The following is a 21,188-nucleotide window of genomic DNA, read 5'->3' as shown; positions in this document are numbered from 1 at the left end:
GGAATAGAATCATGGCAAAACTTAATGCCTATTTTGGCGAATTCGGTGGTCAATACGTACCGCAAATTCTCGTCCCTGCATTAGATCAACTTGAACAGGCATTCATTGATGCGCAAGAAGATCCTGAATTTCGCAGTGAGTTTATGACCCTACTGCAAGAATATGCTGGTCGCCCAACCGCACTGACTTGCGTTCGTAATTTGACCAAAGGCACAAAAACTAAGCTCTATCTAAAACGTGAAGATTTGCTGCATGGTGGCGCGCACAAAACCAACCAGGTGCTAGGACAAGCCCTGCTGGCCAAGCGTATGGGCAAAGAAGAAATCATCGCTGAAACGGGCGCAGGTCAACATGGTGTTGCCACTGCCTTAGCTTGTGCCTTGTTAGGCTTAAAGTGTCGTGTTTACATGGGTGCTAAAGACGTGGAACGTCAAAGCCCGAATGTTTTTCGTATGAAGTTAATGGGAGCAGAAGTCATTCCAGTTCATTCTGGTTCCGCCACATTAAAAGATGCGTGCAATGAAGCCCTTCGCGACTGGTCTGGTTCATACGAAGAAGCTCACTACCTACTCGGAACGGCAGCTGGCCCTCACCCATTCCCAACTATCGTTCGCGATTTCCAGCGTATGATTGGTGAAGAAACGAAGAATCAAATTCTCGCTCGCGAGGGACGTTTACCTGATGCGGTGATTGCTTGTGTTGGGGGCGGATCCAACGCGATTGGTATGTTTGCTGACTTTATAGAAGAAGAAAACGTGCGCTTAATTGGGGTAGAACCCGCTGGCAAAGGAATTGATACTGACCAACACGGCGCACCTCTCAAACATGGCAAAACCGGGATATTCTTCGGTATGAAATCCCCTTTAATGCAAGATGAAAACGGCCAAGTTGAAGAGTCTTATTCCATCTCTGCTGGGCTAGATTTCCCATCTGTTGGGCCACAACATGCCCATTTAAACGCCATTGGTCGCGCTGAGTACGATAGCGTCACCGACGATGAGGCGTTGGATGCGTTCCAAGAAATTGCACGTAGCGAGGGCATCATTGCAGCATTAGAATCATCACATGCGCTGGCTCATGCACTGCGCATGGCGCGTGAAAATCCAGAGAAAGAACAACTGCTCGTCGTTAACCTATCGGGTCGCGGCGACAAAGACATCTTTACTGTACATACCATTCTAGAAGAAAAGGGAGTGATCTAATGGACCGCTATCAACAACTGTTCGCTCGTCTTGAAGCGAAAAACCAAGGTGCTTTTGTCCCATTTGTAACGGTATGCGATCCTAATCCTGAGCAATCACTTAAGATCATGCAAACCTTAGTTGAAGCCGGCGCTGATGCCCTCGAACTGGGTATGCCATTCTCCGACCCTTTAGCTGACGGCCCAACGATACAAGGGGCAAATATCCGTGCGCTGCAATCAGGTGCCACTCCAGATATCTGCTTTGAACTCATCAGTCAAATTCGAGCCCAATACCCTGAGTTACCCATTGGTTTGTTGATGTACGCCAACTTAGTTTATTCACGTGGAATAGAAGATTTCTATCAACGCTGTGCTAATGCAGGCATCGACTCAGTGCTGATTGCTGATGTTCCAACTAACGAGAGTACTGAATTTGTTGCCGCTGCTGAAAAATACGGTGTTCACCCAATTTTCATTGCTCCGCCAACCGCGAGTGATGAGACTCTCCAGTCGGTTGCACAACTAGGAGGCGGTTACACCTACCTACTCTCTAGAGCCGGAGTAACAGGCGCGGAAACCAAGGCAAATATGCCAGTTGAAGATATGTTAAACCGATTAACAGCATTTAATGCTCCACCAGCATTATTAGGGTTTGGTATTTCTCAACCAGAACAAGTTGAGCAAGCGGTGAAAAGCGGCGCAGCAGGTGCAATCTCTGGTTCAGCCGTGGTGAAAATCATTGAAAATAACCTAACCCAGCCAGAAAAAATGCTGGGACAACTGGCTCAATTCGTGACACCAATGAAAGCCGCAACACAAAAATAGTGATCATCGAATTCAGAATGATTTAGCTAATAAAAAACCCAGTTTTTCAACTGGGTTTTTATTTAACTGTTTCGAACAAGTTGTTCTAACTAAATGCAAAAGTTTATAGGAAATGGAAACTTGCATTTAGAGAAAGTGTTTTAATTTCATCATTTTTCGTGTTAAACACTGTGTAGCTTGCGCCTGCTGAAATTGGACCAAATACAAAGTATTCCGCGCCCACACCATACATTAGATCAACTTCGTCTTCGCTAAAGTTGTTACCATCAAGATTGTATGAATGAACACCACCACGTGCATAAACGTGAAGAGGACCAAAATCAATGCTTGGCTTAACCGCAAAGTAAATTGAATCACCTTCAACTTTTGCACTATTGCCGTAGTTAAACTCACCGTGGTTTTGGTAGCCCGCTTCTAAACCGATGAATGGCAGAATACCAGTACCAACATGCACACCGTAAGAGGTTGCTGAGTCGCCTGCTAAGTCAGCAGTACCTACGTTTGCACCACCATAAATCCATGAATCTGCAGACGCCGATGCCGACGCGCCTAGAAGTGCTAACGCTAATAGTGTCTTTTTCATATTCAACTTTCTCTCTTTTTTATTCGACACAGCTTGCCGGCGGCAAAACTGTGCCAACTATTTGTCTAAAACCAGAATTTGTTTCACTCATGCAATTAACATACCGATCTGGCTAACATATGTAAGCTAAAATAATCTCAGCTAAAACAGGGTTGCAGACCGGTATACATCGCTAATTAGAATGAGTCGATAATATTTTTCACACGCTTATCTGACACTGGATATGGCGTTCCAAGTTGCTGTGCAAAGAAACTGACACGAAGCTCCTCAATCATCCAACGTACTTCTTTAATATTCTCTGGTACTTCGACCCCTTTCGGAACCTTGTTCAACAGCTCTTTGTAACTGCTCACCACGGATTCAATTTTAAGCATGTGTAATCGGTCTTTGTTCGGATCGATCGGCAATTTTTCCATACGACGTTCAATCGCGCGCATGTAACGCAAAATATCTGGCAAGCGTTTCCAACCACATTCCGTCGCAAAGCCTTTAAAGATAAGCCCTTCAACTTGCGCCTTAATATCTGATAATGCGAACGCCATCGTAAAGTCAATTTTGCCTTTAAGCTTTTTGTTAATATTGAAAGCAGTTGTCAAAATCGTTTCAACTTGCTGAGCAATATCCACCACGGTGTCACCTAACTCTGCACGAACATGCTCTTTCAATGCTTCAAATTGAGCCGATTCCCACACCATGCCACCACGTTCTTCGATTAACTTATCGATGCCGCAAGAAATACAGTCATCAATCAGATCAAGAACTTTACCGTAAGGGTTAAAGTACAAACCTAATTTAGACTTATTCGGCAAGTTCGAGTGAAGATACTTAATCGGTGATGGTACGTTGAGTAAAATCAATCGACGCTGACCAGCACGCATCGCAGATGCTTGTTCAAACTCTGTCTCGTATAGCTTGATTTCAACACTGTCTTTGTTATCAACAATCGCAGGGTATGCTTTAACGTCATAGCCGCCACGCTTTTGCTGATACACTTTAGGCAACTCACCAAAGCTCCAAGTATGAAGTCCTTTTTGCTCGATATCGTCATCCGCAACTTTTGATAAAGTCTCTTGAACCTTATCTTTTAAGCTCTCTTTTAATTCAAACAGATCGCGGTTTTCATTCAACTTACGGTTACGATGGTCAACAGCACGGAATGTCACTTTCAGGTGGTCAGGCACTTGCGCTAAGTTCCAGTCATCACGATACAACTCAACGCCTGTCATACGTCGTAACTCTTTTTCCATCGCATCTAGCAATGGCAATTCTAACGGCGTAACTCGCGCTAAAAATGCGTCCGCGTAATTTGGCGCTGGCACAAAGTTTTTACGTAATGTTTTCGGCAAGGATTTAATCAAGCTCACCACTAACTCATGGCGCAGGCCTGGGATCTGCCAATCAAACCCAGCTGGTTCAATTTGGTTCAAAATAGGCAGCGGAATATGTACCGTTACACCGTCACTATCTACGCCTGGTTCAAACTGATAGCTTAGCTTCAGTTTTAAGCCATCTTGATGCCAAAAGTTCGGATAATCCAAATCAGTAATATGACTGGCATCCCCTTTGAACAGCATCTCTTTTTCAAAGTTCAGCAGTTCAGCATTTTGCTTTGAGGCTTTCTTCCACCAGGTATCAAAGTGGCGACCAGAAACAACCTCTGTGCCGACTCGTTGATCGTAGAAATCAAACAACTCATCATCGCCCACTAAGATATCGCGACGACGAGATTTATGTTCTAGCTCTTCGACTTCCGCCAATAATTTACGGTTTTGTTTGAAGAATGCATGTTTGGTTTCCCAATCACCCTCAACAAGAGCACTGCGAATAAAGATCTCACGACAGACGACACTGTCGATATTGCCGTAGTTCACTAAACGTTTCGGTACAATCGGAATCCCATAAAGCATCACTTTTTCATGAGCCATAACGGCAGCACGTTTCTTCGACCAATGAGGTTCACTGTAGCTACGCTTAATTAAGTGCTTAGCTAACGGTTCAATCCACTCAGGTTGAATTTTGGCGATGATTCGTCCCCAAAGTTTTGAGGTTTCAACCAACTCAGCCGACATGATCCACTTAGGCTGTTTCTTAAATAGTCCAGATGCAGGGAAGATATGAAAACGGGCATTTCGCGCACCTTGATATTCACTCTTTTCCTGATCTTTAACGCCGATATGCGATAACAGACCCACCAAAATAGCGCCGTGAACACTTTCGTATGACGCAGGCTCGCTGTTAAGTTTAAAATCCATCTCGCGCATCGATTGATGAATTTGGAAATAAACATCCTGCCATTCACGAACACGTAAGTAGCTCAAGTAATCTTGCTTACACTGCTTACGGAACTGGTTACTCGTCAGTTCTTTTTGCTTAGTTTGGATATATTCCCAAAGATTCACAAACGTTAAGAAATCTGAATCTTCATGGAAGAAACGACGATGTTTTTCATCAGAAGCTTGCTGTTTGTCACTTGGACGCTCACGCGGGTCTTGAATCGACAACGCGGCTGCGATAACCATCAACTCTTTCAAACAGCCAACTTTTGGCGCTTCCAGCACCATACGAGCAAGACGTGGATCTATTGGTAAACGAGCAAGTTGGCGACCAATCGGCGTCAATTGCTTCTTCGGATCCTTAGCATTTTCGTTAAGAGCTCCAAGCTCTTCAAGTAAACGAACACCATCTTGAACATTTCGCTTATCTGGCGCTTCTACAAACGGGAATGCATCAATGTCGCCCAAGCCTAATGCGGTCATTTGTAAAATAACCGATGCCAAGTTGGTACGTAGTATTTCAGGATCGGTAAATTCCGGACGAGAATTAAAATCCTCTTCGGAATACAAACGAATACAAATACCCTCAGCAACACGACCACAACGGCCTTTACGTTGGTTGGCGCTCGCTTGAGAAATCGCTTCAATCGGTAGACGTTGAACCTTAGTACGATAGCTATAACGGCTAATACGTGCCGTACCCGGATCGATAACGTATTTAATTCCCGGTACGGTTAACGAAGTTTCCGCAACGTTGGTCGCAAGAACAATGCGTCGCCCCGTGTGGGGTTGGAAAATCTTGTTCTGCTCACCAGCAGAAAGCCTTGCGTACAACGGAACAATTTCGGTACTTTTCAGATTACGTTTACTCAACGCATCTGCAGTATCACGAATTTCACGCTCGCCGTTCATGAAGATTAGGATATCGCCTAACCCTTCATCACAAAGCTCATCAACCGCTTCAAAAATGCCCTCAAGCTGATCTCGGTCCGAATCGTCGTCGCCACTTAAAGGACGGTAACGAGTATCCACCGGATAAGTACGACCAGACACTTCAATAATCGGCGCACCGTTAAAGTGATTTGAGAAACGCTCTGGATCGATGGTCGCTGAAGTAATGATCACTTTTAGATCAGGGCGGCGAGGCAGCAACTCTCTTAGGTAACCTAAGATAAAATCAATGTTTAAGCTACGTTCGTGCGCTTCATCGATAATGATGGTGTCATACTGATTAAGAAAACGGTCGTGCTGAATCTCTGCCAGTAAAATACCGTCAGTCATCAGTTTAATATGCGTATTCTCAGAAATTTGGTCATTAAAACGAACTTTATAACCGACATACTCTCCAAGAGGCGTCTCCATCTCTTCAGCAATACGGTTAGCAACCGAACGTGCAGCAAGACGACGAGGCTGAGTATGACCAATTAAACCATATTTTCCGCGACCTAATTCCGCACAGATTTTAGGCAACTGTGTCGTTTTACCCGAGCCAGTTTCACCCGCTACAATCACCACTTGGTTTTCAGCTATCGCTTTGGCGATGTCATCTTTCTTCTGACTGACTGGCAAGATTTCTGGATATTCAATGGTCGCGGGCGCGTTACTACGCTGCTCGGCTTCCATCATCGACTTAGCGATATCAAGAGCAATTTCATCGAACACAGCATTACGAGCTGCGTCTTTCTTTATTTTGTTTGCACCTGAAATGCGTTTGCTAAGACGAAATCGGTCACGCAACATACACTCATTAAGTGATTTGCGCAGAGTAGCAGCGTTATTAGCAGTCGCTGCCACATTTGTCTGTTGTTCTGGCTGTGACGAAGTCAAAGCAATTCCTATTATTTTCACTACAAAAAACTGCGCGGATTGTATCACATAATCACAAAAAACGTCTTCCCTACGGGTGTTTAGAGTGGCATCTCATTTCCGCACGACTTTGGGATTAAAAATCCACTTGCAAATAAACCGTATTGTAATTGCTGCCCCCTTTGATTCGGCCAAACTGTGAGGCGCTCTCAAATATCGCTGAACGATGATGTAATGAGTAACCGAGCCAGACATCACGCCAATCTTTAATATTGAGTAACTGTCCAATGTTCACGTCGACTGAAAAATCGAGGTAGTTAAGAAGATGGCTTGGGGTATACCCTTTTTCCTCCATCTCTGAGCCCTCTACATAAGTAATATTGTCAATATATGACACCCCCTCTGCAACACCCACCCGCCATGGTGTTGGCCAATTAAAGGTGTAGTAAGCTTTCACGGCTAACACCCACTCGGTGCTAGCGGATTGCACTTCGGAAGACCAGTGATGAGCAATTCCCGGCGTCAGGTAAATATCAAGAGGCAGCCCAAACAGTTCATCAGTTAATGGATGACCATAAAACAGAGAGCTTAACTGATTATTGAATGGATCTTTTTCGCGGTTGAAACGCATGATATCGCCGATATTTGACGGTGTTGCCCAACCGTGAGCAAGGCGAAAATACGGTTGGTTAGCAATGACTTTTGAGTCACTCATCGATGATTTGGCCGAATGAGGGGCATTGAAAAAACCAAATCCCAATGAGAACTCCCCTTGATATCGGTCATCAACAATATCTGCATTGTAAGCATTGCTGTCTAATCGCGTCACGCTGGTTGAGCCTAGCAAATACAAATTCGAATAAACGTGGTAGCGCCAATCTAAGCCCACGTTAAAATCAAGCCCCGCACCGATACGTTGATGAGTGAATTCTGAAAATGCGTAATATTGACTATTGAAGTCGGCATCTTTGTATCGCAACGTCATGGTCGGCTCCAATAGCCAATCACCAGCTTGCCACTCACTACCAAGACGCCAGTTACCATGAAATCGAAACTGATCATCACTCATCACTTCAATATCCGCATGCCAATTTGGGTCAAGGTTCATTCGCCATTGAAAGCCAAAATCAGCAGCATCGCCTTGATTGGCATTTTGCAGCGATGCCGGAATATCAACAAAACGCAAACGCGTTACCGCACTAATATCGAACCGCTGCTCGTCATCATGGTATAGATAAACACCACCCTCTAGCCCATCGACAAAAACGAACTCATTTTCAAAAAACATCATGGGGACAAAAGTACTTACACTTTGGTCACCATCTGCAACACTAAATGGAATAGATGCAACCCGGTAGGTTGCTGCGATCCCCCAATCAGCTTCTTCTCTTGATCGGTCTTTTATTCTCTGGTCAAAATCTTCACTCGCTAATGCCAGATCTGAACACAAAAAACACCACACTATATAAGAACCCACAACGTTACTACGAGCCCAATTCCCTTTCATTTTCCAGTACATCCTATGCTGTTTTTCTTTATCTCTTTAAATTTATAGCCAATTGAATCAGTAAATGCTTATGTTTCTCTTCATTTCGCCGTTAAAATACCAAACAACCATACGTAAGCTCAGAATATTGTGAAAGCATCTGAATTAAAAAAACTACTTGATGCCCTACCAGAAGGGTGCGACCCCGACATTGCTACCGGTGATGAGTGGCTACCTGAGCGCTTGCTCGATGCCTCTTTACACGGCAATATTTTACTTATGTCCTTTGACAATGCTCCGGATGAAGATCTTGGGGAGGAAGAAGGTCGAGGGTTTGTTGAACATGAAATTGACATGATTCGTCAACGTTTCGTTCAATTACTGGATGAAAATTCAGAGAGTCAGGCCAAAGCTGATGCGATGTTGGCACTTTTTTTAATGGGTCACGAATTGACTAGCTCAGAGATGATCGAAATATTTGAACAAGCAGCCGAAGCAGAAAACACAGTGGTAAATGCATGATACAAGATTCACCCATTCCTTTAATTCTGGCAGGTCCAATTTTAAGAAAAACCACCCCAGATGAGTTGGTATTTTGGTTTGTCACCAGTGAACCTCTCATTGGTCATTTTCAGCTTTTTGATGAACCCGAACAGGCGCTCATTTATCAGGCCGATTTAGCACAATGTCAGCAATTAAAAGTGGGTGATAAAGCTTACGTCGTCTTGGCTCAATTTAAGAGCGCATTCCCCACCAATGTTGCACTCAGTTATCAATTTAAAACTCAGCAAGGCTTACTGACTGATTTAGTGCCAAGTTTGGTTTATCAAGATGAAGTAAATCCAGTTTTTACCATCTCAACCAAAGCCGATTATGTATTGCACGGTTCATGTCGTAATCCCCACCACCCGAGTAAAGACGCTTTAGTTCAAGCTGACCTTAAAATAGCAAAACTCGCTATTCAAGATAGGCCTGACATGCTGATGATGAGTGGCGATCAAATCTATGCTGATCACGTAGCAGGACCGATGCTTGATGCCATTCATCAAGTCATTGAGTTATTAGGTTTACCCGATGAAAGCTTCGTCAGCGATGAATGGCAAGCAAGTACTTCAATTCCTAACAGCACTGTTCTATATCAGCACCCTGATTGTTTTTATGGCCGTGAGTCTATTTTGCCACGTTATCAAGAACAGAAAGATGGGGTAATGCAATGGCTACCTGCGCGCCATAAACCCATTTTTAGCTCACGCGAATGCCATAACCACCTCATCACGTTTGCTGAATTTTTTGCTATGTACATTTTGGTTTGGTCGCCGCAATTGTGGTCGAGAATCAATTTAACTCGCCTAGCTGATAACCGTTTTACCCACGGTGGAAAAACACTAACGCCACGCTTACAACAGCAATGGCGAGATGAACGCGATGCCATTAGCGATTTTATTGCTGGCCTACCTAATGTGCAGCGATTATTTGCCCACGTGCCGACGTACATGATTTTTGACGACCATGATATTACCGATGATTGGAACCTCACCATTGGTTGGGAAAAGGCCGCTCATGAGAACCCATTTGCCAAACGATTGATCGGCAATGGGATGATTGCCTACTGGCTATGCCAAGGTTGGGGTAATGAGCCGGATAACTTCCAGCTCGAGTTATTACCTTTAGCTGAGCGTTACTTTTCACATGCGACCTCACAGCAGCTATTAACACAAGCGGTGACCGATCCGACCCTCGATATTGCGTCAACTAGCCCCCATTCAATTGCCGTCTCAGTACAACAGGAAACGGCTCATCGACAAGATGATTTGATTCGCTATTTGTACACTTTTGAACGCTGGCACTACACCATCCATACATCACCAAAAGTCGTGGTATTGGATACTCGTACTCGCCGCTGGCGCTCAGAGTCTCGTATGAATAAGCCATCAGGATTAATGGACTGGGAAGCATTAATTGAGTTTCACCAAGAACTGATGCATCAAGACAAGGTTATCATTGTTTCTGCAGCGCCAATGTTTGGGGTGAAGTTTATTGAAACCATGCAGCGTGCCTTTACTTGGTTAGGGGAACCTTTACTTATTGACGCTGAAAACTGGATGGCACATCCGGGCAGCGCCAATACTTTACTGAGTATTTTTACCCATACCAAAACCCCGACTAATTTTGTAATTTTGTCTGGTGACGTGCATTACTCATTTGCTTATGACATCAAACTGCGTTTTCGAAAATGCAGTCCGAATATTTTCCAAATCACATGCAGTGGCTTTAAAAATCAGTTTCCTGAGCCGCTATTAGCTATCTTCGATAGAATTGACCGAGCACTCTATTCACCGCGCTCGCCACTCAACTATTTGACTAAGCGTAAGCGCCTAAAAATCAGCAAACGAGACCCGGATATTCCCGGCCACCGACGCCTAGTCAATGCCAGCGCCATTGGTGAATTGAAACTTGATAGCAAAGGAAAACCAAGTCAAATTTCAATTCTTACTGGTGATGGTATGGAAATATATTTTCCACCAATCGAGACAAAACCTCAGCATCTACAGGTTGAGAACGCGCTCGAATAACACTATATATACTGAGTAGCCCGAGTTCTTAAGGCTACTCATTAGCTCAGCATTTTGAGCAAAAAGAGATAAACGAAAATATAAACTAAAAGATAGGCGCGACTGATGCTCAATTCGATCACCAAATTGTTTAAACAACTGTTAGATGGCAATGACCTTGGCCACCACAGCCACAATGACCCGAATCTAGCGATAGCGTGTTTACTGTGCGAAGTTGCTGGAGCTGATCATCAAATTGATCTCTCGGAGCAACAAGCGAAACAACAGTTATTGATTCGCTTACTGGCGTTAAATGAACAACAAGCTCAAGTATTGTTGGGAAAAGCCGAAGTCAATCGGAAAGACTCCGCTTCATTATATGATTTCACATCACAACTGCGTGAACTCAGCCAAGAAACACGCTATCAACTTATTCAAGCGATGTGGGAAGTTGCTCATGCAGACGGTGATATTGATCCGCTTGAAGAAGCCGTAATCCGTAAAACTGCAGAATTACTCTATGTAGATCACCGTGATTTTATTCGTGCAAAGCTATCTGTCACAGAAAAGCAGTCTGCAACGGAAAAACAAGACGGTGCAGATGAGAAGTAGCGAGACTATCGCCAAGGGGAAACTATCGCCAAGGGACTGAATATATAGGTATAAACGTTACGTAGATAATCCGTAACCTTTGTCTTTAAGCTTTATTTTTAAATCGATACGTAAAAAGGCGCTAACGCGCCTTTTTATTGAAATACAAATATTGAAATACCAAGCTCTAATTGAAAACGTTAAACTAAAAAATTGAACTTAAAGCATCGTTAACGCCAATTTTGCTAGATTGTGCGCATCAACATAACCTGAATGCTGGCGACCTTCCCAATCTATGCCTTTTGCTTCTTGTGCTGCCTTATGCCCAATTCTTTTATCTTTTAGTCGATTCTGAATTCGGTATAACGTGGCAAGATTAATGAACTCATTAAACGGCATTTCAAGACCTTTGTCCGCGCACTCTTTTGCCAAAATAAGGTCATCACGACCCCATGAGGCATAAATCTTGTTCGCACCACCAAAATTCTTAATGATAGACTTCAGTACAGCCGCAAGTGGGCGGCCCTGCTTCTCAATCTTTCTTGGCGAGATTCCGGTTAACTCACAGCAAAATAGCGACACTTCATCATGTTCAGGTTTGACATAATATTGCGCCCTTTTGACGATTTCGCCACGTACAAGGTCGATCTCAGCTAGCCCCACTTCAATAATTTCGCCCGTGGTACCTACCCCATCAACATTCCAACAGCACATTTCTAAATCGAAACAAACTATACGGTTATGGTTCATCGTTCGCCTATATAAAAATTTGGTTCTAAAGATTGAAAGCCGAGGATTCTAACCCAAATGAGGCAAAATTTCGAACCCCTATAGGTGCGACTGCTGAGTTATCCAGCAACTTTGCGCCACATTTTTTCATTCATGGGCTCATGCTCTCCAATGAAACTCCGGTGTAGTTACAAGAAATAAATACTCTGTGCGCCTGACCTAACACAAGTTAGCGAATCTCTACCAAGTGTATCTAACCCACCCTTTTTATTATCATTTTATTGGTAAACGCGGCAAAGTCGCTTGCGGAACGCCTAAAATGGCGTCAGTTGATTCGTTTTCCCTGCTGGAATAACGGTTTTCTACAAGCCTATAGACTTGAATGTGATACTATTCGCCCCTATTTATCCTATAAATCGGCAATATGCCCCGAGTGAGTTAGAGCTAAACTCACTATTAATTACACGGAATAAGAGAATTATCATGACTTTCGATTTACAAATGATTCCTCAAACATTCGATATGCTCCACGCTGGCCTTGCGGTTTCAAGTGTGTTGTTGCTCATTATCGCCGTTTCTCGCAAATCAAAAGTTATCGAGAAAATAGTTGAGAAACCGGTTGAAAAAATCATCGAAGTAGAAAAACCTGTCGAAAAAATTATTGAAGTCGAAAAGATTGTCGAAGTAGAAAAAGTTATTGAAAAGGTAGTTGAAGTAGAATCGAAACTGGCAACAGCATCGACGGATTCTGCAATGCAATTGCTATCAATCATGCAACAAGAAGCGCGTCTGATCGACTTCTTAAAAGAAGACCTAACATCGTTCTCTGATGAAGATGTAGGCGCAGCAGCACGTGTGATTCACACTGGTGGTCAAAAAGTACTAAACGACTACATCACTCTTGCGCACATTCGCAATGAAGATGAAGAAACACGTATTGTTGTTGCAGAGGGCTTCAACCCACAAGAAATCCGTTTAACCGGCAACGTAACAGGTCATGCGCCATTCAATGGCACGCTAGTTCATAAAGGTTGGAAAGCAACAGCAATGAACCTGCCTAAACTAGCTGAAAACTATGATGCATCTGTTATTGCCCCAGCAGAGGTTGAGCTGTAATGGAACACAATACTCAAGTACAAACGAGTCAAGAACAAGAGACCCAAGAGTCAAGCGCACCACAATATAGCGTTGGTATCGACTTAGGTACAACACACTGTGTGCTTTCTTTCCTTGATACACAAGATGAAGACGCTCGCGTAGAAGTGATGCCAATTCCTCAATTGACCGCACCGGGTACAGTCGAAACTCGTAGCCAACTAGGTTCTTTCCTCTATCAACCACATGAAAACGAACTTAATTCGGATTCGTGTGTACTACCGTGGTCTACAGAACCAAAAGCGTTAGTCGGTGCCATTGCTCGTAACCTTGGTGCAAAAACACCGATTCGTTTAATCGCGAGTGCAAAATCTTGGTTATGTCATTCTGGTATTAATCGCCGCGATGCGTTTCTTCCAGCAGGTAGCCCTGAAGAAGTAGAAAAAGTATCACCGTTACGCGCGACTGAACTCTATCTTGAGCATTTAAAAGATGCTTGGAACTACGCACACCCTAACCACCCACTTGCTGAGCAAGATGTCACGATTACAGTACCAGCTTCATTTGATCCTGCAGCTCGTGATCTCACCGCAGAAGCGGCGCGTAACGTTGGTTTTAGCCATCTAACCTTGCTTGAAGAACCTCAAGCGGCACTCTACAACTGGATCGATAACAGCAACGACACATGGCGTGATGAAGTGGTTGTCGGTGATATCGTTTTAGTGATCGATATCGGTGGTGGTACGACCGACCTTTCTTTAGTTGAAGTGACTGAAGAAGATGGCAACTTGACGCTAAATCGTATCGCTGTTGGTGAGCACATCCTATTGGGTGGCGACAACATGGATTTAGCCCTCGCATTCCGCTTGAAAATGAAACTGGCACAAGAAGGTAAAGATCTACAACCTTGGCAAGTTCAAGCAATGACGCACGCGTGCCGAGATGCGAAAGAAGCGCTACTAAAAGATAGCGAACTTCAAACAGTTCCAATCGTGGTACCAAGCCGTGGTTCAAAACTGCTTGGTGCAACATTGAAGACAGAGTTAACGCAACAAGAAGTACAACAGACTTTAGTCGACGGCTTCTTTCCGCAAGTTAATGTGACTGATCACCCGGTTCAAAAACCGCGTGGTGCACTAACACAAATGGGTTTGCCATACGCACAAGATGCAGGCATCACTCGTCACATTGCGGCTTTCTTATCAAAGCAAGCTAACGCGTTAGATTCACAGTCAAACGGTTCAACGGCTGAATACAACCCATTTGCTAATATGCCAGGCATGCCTGGGATGGAAGCTGCGGCGGCAGAGTTCATTAAGCCTACAGCAATCTTGTTTAACGGCGGTGTACTTAAGTCACCATTACTTGCTAACCGTCTAGAAGAAACCATCAATGAATGGCTCATCGATGGTGACGCAGAAATGGCAAAACGCTTATCTGGCGTTGACCTTGATCTTGCGGTTGCGAGCGGCGCGGCATACTACGGCGCAGTTCGTCGTGGCCAAGGCGTGCGCATTCGCGGTGGTATTGCATCTGCTTACTACGTTGGTATTGAAAGTGCGATGCCAGCAATTCCGGGAATGGCACCACCAATGGAAGCTCTTTGTGTTGCACCATTTGGTATGGAAGAGGGCTCTAGCGTTCTTGTGCCAAGCCAAGAGTTTGGTCTTGTTATTGGTCAACCTGTTCATTTCCAATTCTTCGGTTCAACAGTACGTCGTGACGATATCGCAGGTACTCACCTTGATTACTGGTCACCAGAAGAACTAGAAGAGTTGCCTGAAATTCAAGTGACACTTCCTGTTTCAGAGGGACGTCGTGAGGGTGAAGTGGTTCCGGTAACATTAGCATCACGCGTAACTGAACTGGGTACTTTGTACTTAGAAGCGATCGCTGCAGACAACGGGCAAAAATGGCACGTTGAGTTTGATGTCCGTGAAGATGGTCAAGTAGAACAAGATCAACAAAACGACGCTCAAGCAGAATAAAACAAAACGGCACCTTTTTCGGTGCCGTTTTTTCATCGAACAGCAATCTGTCCAACTAAACATCGCGACGACTCATAGCGCACTGCTTTTGTAACGGTTTAATACTGTATTTATGACAAACTGTACTTCAATGTTCATACCTTTGTTTCACACCTAGATGTATAAGTAGGTTGTCTACATAGGTCGCATGCATAGACTGTATACATGACTTCATGCGTCAATTATGTCCACTGATTCAGCTTGTGACTTCAGCAAAGAGTGCCACACGGTCAGCCGTTATTGATTAGATTGAACCCAATACTTTACTGACACTCTCAGTAAAGCACGTGAAATTAAAGAGGCACAAATGGCATCTCCTCGTTTTCTCGTCGGTATTGATTTAGGAACGACCAATACTGTGGTCGCCTTTTGCGAAATTACTGATGACCTACAACAATCTCCGGTTTCATTATTTGAGATAGACCAACTTATCGGCCCCGGTGAAGTGGTTAGAAAACCCCTACTCCCATCGTTTCGATACCATCCAGCTGAAGCACAAATCTCAGCCAGTGATTTAACACTGCCATGGGATGTGGTTCCTGTTAAAGGGGACATACACAATGTCATCGTGGGTGAATGGGCGCGTGAACTTGGTGCTAAAGTAGAAGGGCGACAAGTTTCCAGCGCAAAAAGCTGGCTCTCTCATCAGGCTGTTGACCGTAATTCAGACATTTTGCCGTGGGCAGCAGCAGCGGATGTTGAAAAAGTTTCCCCCGTGGTTGCCAGCGCCAGTTACTTAAACCATATTCGTCAAGCTTGGAACTATCGTAACCCAAGCAATCGATTAGAAGACCAAGATGTCGTGGTGACTGTTCCTGCCTCTTTTGATGAAACTGCACGAAAGCTAACGTTAGAAGCAGCAGCTTTAGCTGGCTTACAGCGAATAGTACTACTCGAAGAGCCACAAGCGGTTTGTTACGATTGGTACGCTCGACACCAGCAAACCGCAAATGAAGAACTTGCACAATTACCATTGATTCTGGTTTGTGATGTGGGCGGTGGTACCACTGACTTAAGTTTGATTGCTGCACGTTTCAATAATAATAGTAGTGAGAACGAAAATAACGGCGGTGGTGAATTATCACTTGATCGCATTGGTGTTGGTGAACACCTAATGCTTGGGGGGGATAACCTTGATCTCGCCCTCGCCCACTTAGCGGAACAACGTTTCAGTCAAAACAAAAAACTAAACGCAGCAAGTCTAACCAAGCTCATTCAGCAAACCCGTAAAGCTAAGGAACAATTGCTGTCTGAAAACGCGCCTGACGATGTGAAAATTACTATGCTAGGTAGTGGTTCTCGCCTACTTGGTGGGACCAAAAGCGTCAATTTAAGCAAGCAAGAAGTGCATCAAATAGCCCTTGATGGTTTCTTCCCGATCTCGGATTTTTCAGAATTACCTGATAAACGCCGTAGCGCCGTGGTTGAGTTCGGTCTGCCCTATGTAGCCGATCCAGCAGTGAGTAAACATGTCGCGGAATTCTTAACTCAGCACCAACAGGTTTCCCATGCTGCACTGAATAGCAGTGATGAACAACAACCTGCCATTCCTGTAGGTTTATTGCTTAACGGTGGTGTATTTAACAGTGATTTAGTCACCCAACGTATCACGACCTTAATGAGTAACTGGCGTGGAGCCCCGATATCTGTACTCGATAACCCCCACCCAGACTGGTCTGTCGCACTGGGAGCTGTGGCATTTAGTAAAGCGCGTCGAGGCGCTCAGCTAAAAATTGGCGGTGGTGCCGCTCGTTCTTACTTCTTGCATCTTCAAGAAAAAAACAAAATGGGCAAAGCGCTGTGTTTACTGGCAAAAGGGACTGAAGAAGGTCATGAAATCCGCTTAAGTGGGCGTCGATTCTCACTGACTCTCGGTGAGCCTGTACGCTTTAACCTGCTCACTTCAACACATGACACCTTAGTCAACAATACTGTAATTCAAAATGGCGCGATGGTGGATGTTGATCCTGACTTATTTTCACCCCTACCACCCTACATTTCGACCCTTGAAGGCAGTGATGTAGAGTTGCTCGCGAACCAAAAAGAACGTGTAGAGGTGTTACTGGCTTGCCAATTGACCGAAGTCGGCACGCTAAAAATGGAGTGTGTCAGCACACAAGACAATGACAAGCGGTGGGCGTTGGAGTTTGAAGTTCGAAATCAACAAGCCATCGATGCTGACACCCATAAAAAACATCCGCGTCTTGAAGAGTGTCAGGAGCTTATTGCCCGTCTTTACAGCGGTAACAAAAAGAGTGCTGATACCAAAGAAATCAAAACACTGACCAAAGATCTTGAAAAGAAATTGGGCAAACGGGACGAATGGGACTTCACCACACTACGTCAACTTTTCGATACTTTTTCTCAAGGTCGAAAGCGTCGCCGTCGTTCAGAGCAGCATGAAAAGAACTGGCTACGTTTAGCTGGCTTTTCGCTACGCCCCGGGTTTGGCGATGCGACAGATTCATGGCGAATGGAGCAGGTTTGGAGCTTATACCAACAAGGTATTCAGTTTAAAAACCACCAAGGCTGGACTGATTGGTGGGTATTCTGGCGTCGTATTTCCGGTGGCCTAAATCAAGAACAACAAGAAACTATCTTGGCCGATATTGCGAAATATTTGCATCCTGGTGCAATGAAAAACCCGCAATCAGCGAAAGCGGCACAAGATATGGGTTATGAATCCATGGTGCGTTTAGCTGCATCTCTCGAACACTTAGATGTGGAGGATAAGGTTCTGCTCACCAGTTGGTTCTTAAGCAAAGCATTAAACAGTAACCAATTTGAACAAGCGCATTGGTGGGCGGTTGGACGTCTAGCGTCGCGCACACCACTTTATGGCAGTCAGCATAATGTGATATCCCGTGAACAAACCGAGCAATGGCTACCAAAATTACTTGAGCAAGATTGGCTAAAAGAACCAATGATCGCGTTTGCCGCTGTGATGATTTGCCGTAAAACCGGTGATCGTTTATTTGATATTTCAGATGACTATCGTGAACAAGTTTTAGCTAAGTTAAAGCAAAGCAAAGTACCTGATGCGTGGATTTCTCTCGTCGAGGAAGTAAAAGCCTTATCAGAGAGTGAATCAAAGCGCGTCTTTGGTGATGCGCTACCAAGCGGTTTATCGCTCATCTAGCTATAAGCTAACCGCTTATATAGCGTAAGGGGCTTATTTCCAGGCCCCTTACCAATAATAGCCAGCGCATCAGCGCTGGTTTTTTTCAAACAAAACACGGTTAGAGCCCGACAATTATTAACCAACCGTGAAAATTTGCTCACTTTAAAGATTCCCACCAGAAAATACTAAGTACCCATAGCCTCATTGTTTTTTATCAGGTAAACCGAGAGTTGATGAACTAATCTTTGCTTACACGCCAATATTTTATTCTAACCATATCCATTACAACTTACTGATAAGGAACTCATATGCGGACTCTACTTGGAACCTTAGCTCTTGCTCTTCTGTCAAGCTCAGCACTAGCTGACGATCTCTATCTCGTTGATAGTGATGCCTCTGTTATCAACTTTGCCACAATTAAAAAGCAATACATTGTAGAGCCGGCAACGATCAGTCAATTGACTGGCAGCATCGACGATGAGGGATTGGTGTCTATCTCAGCCAATCTTGATAACATCAATACTGGCGTAGAAATTCGAGATACTCGCGTTCAAGATCTGTTTTTCCATGTAGCCCAATACCCTGCGGTACATGTCGGCGGAAAGATTCCTCTTGAGATCTTAAAAGGTTCAACGCCTATTTCAAAAGCCTCAGTGACCTTAGATGTAACCCTTTATGGCAGCACCAAACCTGTCGTATTCCCAGTAAGTATCGTCAACACTGGCGAGTGGGTCATGGTATACAGCAGTAAATCAGTGATCGTTTCTGCTGATACTTTTGGCATTCCTAAAGACAACCTCAATGAACTATCCGCAACGGTTGGTGACATTGCAATTTCAACCTCGGTACCTGTCACTATCAACCTAGTATTTAAGCGTATCGAGCTAAATTAATTCCGGCATATTAATAATACATACAGCGTATTACGAAAAAGCCACAGAGACTAGACACTGAAGCTGCTAGTTGCTAGTTTCCAGTTACTAGTTGCTTTAGTTTCGTTTAAATAACCTTTACGCATGTTGGTAAAGGTTATTTTCTTGCCCATAAAGCGAAATCGTCTCCATCATAGTGAAACCTAATCTATGCAATAATTGATTCGATGCAAGGTTATCTGGCAGCGTTACCGCTTGAACACAAGCTAACGAATGCTGTTTTGTTTCGTGCTCCATCACGGCAGTTGCCGCCTCCAATGCATAGCCCTGCTTCCAGTAACGAGGCAAGAATGCATAGCCAAGATCTGGCGAATCCAACTCTGCGCGTTTAAGAATGCCACACATACCGATAGCCTCTTGAGTCGCTTTAAGACAAACTAATTTCAAACCAAAACCATAGGTTTGGTAACTCAATATTGGCCCGTTGCGTAAATATTGTTCTGCATCCTCACTCGTTCGGACTTGCTTATCCGCGATATAACGGATAAATGAGGGATCGTTTAATAACTCAACGATAAATTCAGTATCACTAAGAGCAAATTCACGTATTTGCAATCGCTGCGTTTCGTACATCACGGTTACCACCTATTTGAAAATTCATAACTAAAAACTGACTAAACAGCGATATTTCCCACAGCATACCTAGAGAAAGTTGAGCTTGCGACAAAAACATCTGGATAACGGTTGAATCGAACAAGACGATTCTTTATTTGCTCAAACTTAAACGTTAAAATATCGTCAGTATGAATAATGTGGAAAGATCATGGCAAAACTAACCCTTCAAGAGCAAATGCTAAAAGCTGGCTTGGTTAACGAGAAGAAGCTAAAAAAAGCAAAGAAAGGCTCTAAAAAATCACGTGTTCAAGCTCGTGAAGTAAAAGCGGCAGTTGAAGAAAACAAACGCTTACAACAAGAACGTGATAAGTTGCTCAGCTCTCAGCAAAAAGAAGAGTTATTGACGAAAGAAGTACGAGCTCAAATCAAGCAACTACTTGAAATGAACAAGCTTGACCAAAAACAAGGTGACATTAAATACAACTTTACTGACGGCACGCTTGTGAAGTCATTATACGTTGAGCCACTGATCCGCGAGCAGCTAATCAAAGGTATTTTGGCTATTGCACGTTATGAAGATAGCTACGTGTTGATTCCAAGCGGCGTAGCGAACAAGATTTCATTACGCGATGAAAATTGTGTCATTGAACTAAAAGCGCCTGAAACTGAAATCCCAGCAGAAGATGACCCATATGCTGATTTCGTCGTTCCTGATGATTTGATGTGGTAAAATTTCTTAACCACGCTGATTTTATTGGCGTGGTTCTTCTCTAACCCTCTATTTCTACTCAATATAAATCTCTTTCTATTTTCTCGCTATTAGTGATGTGTTTTCACGTTTAGTTCCTAAAAGAGCACTCCAAACACCCGCTCTATCCTTTCTTTGATTCTTTCTTTGATTGCTGCTTTATCAATTGGCATAAGTGGGTATAATCGCCACCCTTATAGCGTCATATCTACTTTTTTAGTGAGTCTCTCATGTCGAAATTATTTTTCAAAGGCCGTATAGATGCAAGACAAAACCACGTTCTTGCTGGCTACAATGTTAACCGAGTGGTAAAGGCTGGAACAAAAGCGGCACCTGTGACAGTTATCGTCAACACTGACGAACGTAAAGCTGAAATCGAAGCGTTAGCTGCTGAGCACTCAATTGTCATTGATATGGTTGTGGATGCTGATCAAGCAGAGAACACGGTTGAGTTTGACGCTCTATTTAACAAGCCTAAAACAACTACGTTTGATAAAACTCCAAACCGTAATGATCCATGCTCATGCGGTAGCGGCAAAAAATACAAGAAGTGTTGTGCATAAGCTCGTATAGACATGCCCGATGGTTCATTTGAGGCAGCACGAAAACACTCGATTTTCGTGCTGCCTTATTACTATCCGCTCTCTTATCTAAAATAATCTGGTAAACGTGATTAAAACAA

General features: G+C 43.9%; 16 protein-coding genes. 11 read left to right on the top strand and 5 right to left on the bottom strand.

Annotated elements, in window-relative coordinates; genetic code table 11:
• Positions 1-11 precede the first annotated feature (11 nt).
• Both trpB and trpA read left to right on the top strand, forming a co-directional pair.
• Positions 12-1,202 (top strand): tryptophan synthase subunit beta, encoded by a 1,191-nt coding sequence (trpB, locus tag DZ860_RS15220; protein WP_120032820.1) that lies wholly within the window; start codon positions 12-14, stop codon positions 1,200-1,202.
• Positions 1,202-2,008 (top strand): tryptophan synthase subunit alpha, encoded by an 807-nt coding sequence (trpA, locus tag DZ860_RS15215; protein ID WP_120032817.1) that lies wholly within the window; start codon positions 1,202-1,204, stop codon positions 2,006-2,008. Before trpB ends, trpA begins: the two co-directional genes overlap by 1 nt.
• Positions 2,009-2,111: 103 nt before the next feature.
• Here trpA and DZ860_RS15210 read toward each other — a convergent pair whose 3' ends face one another.
• The 3 genes from DZ860_RS15210 to DZ860_RS15200 all read right to left on the bottom strand — a co-directional run bounded on the left by DZ860_RS15210 (position 2,112) and on the right by DZ860_RS15200 (position 8,177).
• Positions 2,112-2,591 (bottom strand): outer membrane beta-barrel protein, encoded by a 480-nt coding sequence (locus tag DZ860_RS15210; protein WP_120032814.1) that lies wholly within the window; start codon positions 2,589-2,591, stop codon positions 2,112-2,114.
• Positions 2,592-2,767: 176 nt separating this feature from the next.
• Complete coding sequence (gene hrpA, locus DZ860_RS15205) at positions 2,768-6,691, bottom strand: ATP-dependent RNA helicase HrpA (RefSeq protein ID WP_165862908.1); 3,924 nt, start codon at positions 6,689-6,691, stop codon at positions 2,768-2,770.
• Positions 6,692-6,806: 115 nt separating this feature from the next.
• Positions 6,807-8,177 (bottom strand): MipA/OmpV family protein, encoded by a 1,371-nt coding sequence (locus DZ860_RS15200; protein WP_120032811.1) that lies wholly within the window; start codon positions 8,175-8,177, stop codon positions 6,807-6,809.
• Between the two features lie 129 nt (positions 8,178-8,306).
• Here DZ860_RS15200 and DZ860_RS15195 point away from each other — a divergent pair, with 129 nt between their 5' ends.
• The 3 genes from DZ860_RS15195 to DZ860_RS15185 all read left to right on the top strand — a co-directional run bounded on the left by DZ860_RS15195 (position 8,307) and on the right by DZ860_RS15185 (position 11,320).
• Complete coding sequence (locus DZ860_RS15195; protein WP_120032809.1) at positions 8,307-8,678, top strand: VC1380 family protein; 372 nt, start codon at positions 8,307-8,309, stop codon at positions 8,676-8,678.
• Positions 8,675-10,729, top strand: coding sequence for a metallophosphoesterase family protein (locus tag DZ860_RS15190; RefSeq protein ID WP_120032806.1), 2,055 nt, complete (start codon positions 8,675-8,677; stop codon positions 10,727-10,729). The genes DZ860_RS15195 and DZ860_RS15190 overlap by 4 nt, the downstream gene beginning before the upstream one ends.
• A 105-nt stretch (positions 10,730-10,834) precedes the next feature.
• A complete protein-coding gene (locus DZ860_RS15185; RefSeq protein WP_120032803.1) occupies positions 10,835-11,320 on the top strand; it encodes a tellurite resistance TerB family protein in 486 nt (161 codons plus the stop codon).
• A 198-nt stretch (positions 11,321-11,518) separates the two neighbouring features.
• On the opposite strand, the gene DZ860_RS15180 is transcribed toward DZ860_RS15185, so the two are convergent.
• Positions 11,519-12,049, bottom strand: coding sequence for a 3'-5' exonuclease (locus DZ860_RS15180; RefSeq protein WP_120032800.1), 531 nt, complete (start codon positions 12,047-12,049; stop codon positions 11,519-11,521).
• A 462-nt stretch (positions 12,050-12,511) separates the two neighbouring features.
• Here DZ860_RS15180 and DZ860_RS15175 point away from each other — a divergent pair, with 462 nt between their 5' ends.
• From DZ860_RS15175 to DZ860_RS15160, 4 genes are all read left to right on the top strand, one after another.
• The gene (locus tag DZ860_RS15175) at positions 12,512-13,144 is read left to right on the top strand and encodes a DUF2760 domain-containing protein (protein WP_120032797.1); all 633 of its coding nucleotides are present in this window, start codon (positions 12,512-12,514) and stop codon (positions 13,142-13,144) included.
• On the top strand, positions 13,144-15,111 hold the full coding sequence (locus DZ860_RS15170; RefSeq protein ID WP_120032794.1) for an Hsp70 family protein: 1,968 nt from the start codon (positions 13,144-13,146) through the stop codon (positions 15,109-15,111). Before DZ860_RS15175 ends, DZ860_RS15170 begins: the two co-directional genes overlap by 1 nt.
• Before the next feature lie 346 nt (positions 15,112-15,457).
• Positions 15,458-18,289, top strand: a complete 2,832-nt coding sequence (locus tag DZ860_RS15165; RefSeq protein WP_120032791.1) for an Hsp70 family protein — start codon at positions 15,458-15,460, stop codon at positions 18,287-18,289.
• 290 nt (positions 18,290-18,579) lie between these two features.
• Positions 18,580-19,164 carry a YceI family protein gene (locus tag DZ860_RS15160; protein WP_120032788.1) on the top strand — a complete coding sequence of 195 codons (585 nt, stop codon included), beginning with the start codon at positions 18,580-18,582 and terminating at the stop codon, positions 19,162-19,164.
• Positions 19,165-19,281: 117 nt separating this feature from the next.
• Here the strand turns inward: DZ860_RS15160 and DZ860_RS15155 are convergent, their stop codons facing one another.
• Positions 19,282-19,776, bottom strand: coding sequence for a GNAT family N-acetyltransferase (locus DZ860_RS15155; protein WP_120032786.1), 495 nt, complete (start codon positions 19,774-19,776; stop codon positions 19,282-19,284).
• A 190-nt stretch (positions 19,777-19,966) separates the two neighbouring features.
• Here DZ860_RS15155 and DZ860_RS15150 point away from each other — a divergent pair, with 190 nt between their 5' ends.
• Complete coding sequence (locus tag DZ860_RS15150; protein ID WP_120032784.1) at positions 19,967-20,488, top strand: DUF2058 domain-containing protein; 522 nt, start codon at positions 19,967-19,969, stop codon at positions 20,486-20,488.
• Between the two features lie 248 nt (positions 20,489-20,736).
• Complete coding sequence (locus tag DZ860_RS15145) at positions 20,737-21,069, top strand: PBPRA1643 family SWIM/SEC-C metal-binding motif protein (protein WP_120032781.1); 333 nt, start codon at positions 20,737-20,739, stop codon at positions 21,067-21,069.
• Positions 21,070-21,188 lie beyond the last annotated feature (119 nt).

This window comes from Vibrio sinensis, from assembly GCF_003605645.1.
GTDB lineage: Bacteria > Pseudomonadota > Gammaproteobacteria > Enterobacterales > Vibrionaceae > Vibrio > Vibrio sinensis.
The sequence above is the reverse complement of the archived record's forward strand: the minus strand, read 5'-3'. Positions and strand labels throughout refer to the sequence as shown.